This is a genomic window from Nitritalea halalkaliphila LW7 (genome assembly GCF_000265075.1).
GTDB classification, from domain to species: domain Bacteria; phylum Bacteroidota; class Bacteroidia; order Cytophagales; family Cyclobacteriaceae; genus Nitritalea; species Nitritalea halalkaliphila.
This window is the reverse complement of sequence record NZ_AJYA01000113.1, coordinates 1-1031: the sequence shown is the minus strand read 5'-3', so window position 1 is coordinate 1031 and position 1031 is coordinate 1. Positions and strand designations below refer to the sequence as shown.

Below are 1031 nucleotides of genomic sequence, written 5' to 3'. Positions count from 1 at the left end.
GCCTCTGTACTTGGCCCAGTTAGAAGGCAGTAGCTTGAAGAGGTCCTTATGCTTGATTCCCTGTACGCGATCAAAAAATATCACTTAGCCACTCTCTTTCATCCACACCATTTCGCTTACAACTTGCCATAAAGGAGTACATGGCAGCAGTCATATGTGCAGCATCATGAGAGCCAGCAAACAGGTAGTTCTTACGTCCAACGGCAAGCGGCCTGACAGCATTTTCGACTAAATTATTATCGATTTCCATGTCGCCATGCAGCGTATAGAAGCTTAAACCTGCCCAGCGAGAGTGGGCATACGCGATAGCCTCACCCATCGGACTTTTCGGGGGATAGGCGTACAGATTTTTATTTAACCAGTTGCCCAAAGTTTCCAGTATCGGAATCGCCTGCTCTTGTCTCAGCTTGGCGCGTGCTTCGGAGCTTAGACCGGCTTCCCTCATACTACTTTCTAAAGCATAGAGCACACGCATCTGCCCTACGACATACCGCGCAGCCTCTTGATCGTACTTTTCTGCTTCCACGAACTTGCGCCGTGCATGTGCCATGCAAAAAGACAGCATAATGCTAGGATGCTGATCGAATAGGGAATGATATACCCCAAAGCCATCTGTCTGGATGACTCCCTTGAATTTGGCTAATAGCTCACTAGGACCTGACCGATCCCTATTTTTTCGGTAGTCAAACAGTACCAAGCGATCTACAGGGGCATGATATAACCACATGTATCCTTTATGCATGTTATTTTTATGCCCCCTGTCCTGCACTTTTATTGGGGTTTCGTCGACTTGCAGGTATTTTTGGCTAAGTACCACCTCCTTCAGCAACTTCCAGAGTGGCTCTATCGTTTTCCACCCCTGCATAAGCCAGTTAGATGCCGTCGAGGCAGGGATTCTAACTCCCATTTTACTGTATTTATCCAACTGCCTGTGTAGGGGTAAACCATATACATACTTGTCTACAGTCATTTGTGCCAGTGTAGAAGCTGCTGGGATGCCTTTTTCAATCGCCCTATCTGGAAGCGTGCCC

The 1031-nt window shown here is 47.5% G+C and carries 1 protein-coding gene; it reads right to left on the bottom strand.

Translation table 11 applies throughout. From position 1 onward, the window contains the following. Positions 1-70: 70 nt before the first annotated feature. Positions 71-1031, bottom strand: a 961-nt coding sequence (tnpC, locus tag A3SI_RS16660) for an IS66 family transposase (RefSeq protein WP_009057832.1), incomplete at its 5' end; no start/stop codon positions are given.